Here is a 918-nt window from a genome sequence, read left to right on the forward strand (position 1 = left end):
CCGTCAGGTCGAAGTAGTCGCGCGAGGCGAGCGTCTTGTCCGTGGCGTACTGCAGGCCCGGGTTGTTGAGCGCCGGGTCGTCCGAGTAGGCGTCGAGCGTCACCTTGTTGAAGTGGCGCCACTGCAGCGACAGCGAGAAGTCCTTCACCCAGTCGCCGTATTCGAAGGGCGTGGTCCAGGTCACGCGGGCCTTGTGACGCCATTCGGGGTTCGGCGACGACAGACCACCCGAGACCGAGCAGATCGTGCCGTAGTAGCCGGCGCAGTTGAAGAAGTCGTCGCCCGGCAGGTTCTGGATCGACAGGTCGTCCAGCCAGGTGCCGACGAAGTTGAAGCTCAGGCCGCCACCGTTGCTGATGCCGAAGTTCTCGAGGTCGGTCCGGTAGCTGACGTTGAAGTCGATACCCTTGGTGCGCAGGGCGCCCGTGTTGAGCGTGGTGTCGACGACGTAGCCTTGGTTCGACAGCCAGATCGAGCCGTCCTGGTCGCGGTTCACGAGACCGCAGAAGAACGAGTCCAGGGTGTTGACGCAGCGGTTGATGATCGTGTCCGCGCCGATGCCCGAGATGAAGTCCTTCACCTTGATGGAGAACCAGTCGGCCGAGAAGTTGAAGCCCGGCAGGAACGAGGGCTGGTAGACGAAGCCCACGGTCCAGGTGTCGGCGGTTTCCGGATCCAGGTTCGGGTTACCACCGATCTGACCGTTGTACTGGTTGGCCGGGTTGGCTTCGATGGCCAGGACCTGGGCGGCCGTCAGGTTGAACGCCTGGGCGCAGCGGGCGACCAGCGGATCGCTGGCGGCCAGACCGGCGCAGGGGTCCTGCGTGCCGTCGAGGACGACGTTCTGCGGGCTGAACAGCTCGAGGACGTGCGGCGCACGGACGGCGCGGTTGTAGCCGCCGCGCAGGCGCAGGCCGT

General features: G+C 65.4%; 1 protein-coding gene. It reads right to left on the reverse strand.

The window, feature by feature from the left end; translation table 11 throughout:
- On the reverse strand, positions 1 to 918 hold a 918-nt coding region (locus AX721_RS03010; protein WP_156466977.1), incomplete at both ends, for a TonB-dependent receptor domain-containing protein.

It is taken from the genome of Phenylobacterium sp. CCH9-H3 (assembly GCF_001557235.1).
In the GTDB taxonomy this organism is placed as follows: Bacteria; Pseudomonadota; Alphaproteobacteria; order Caulobacterales; family Caulobacteraceae; genus Phenylobacterium.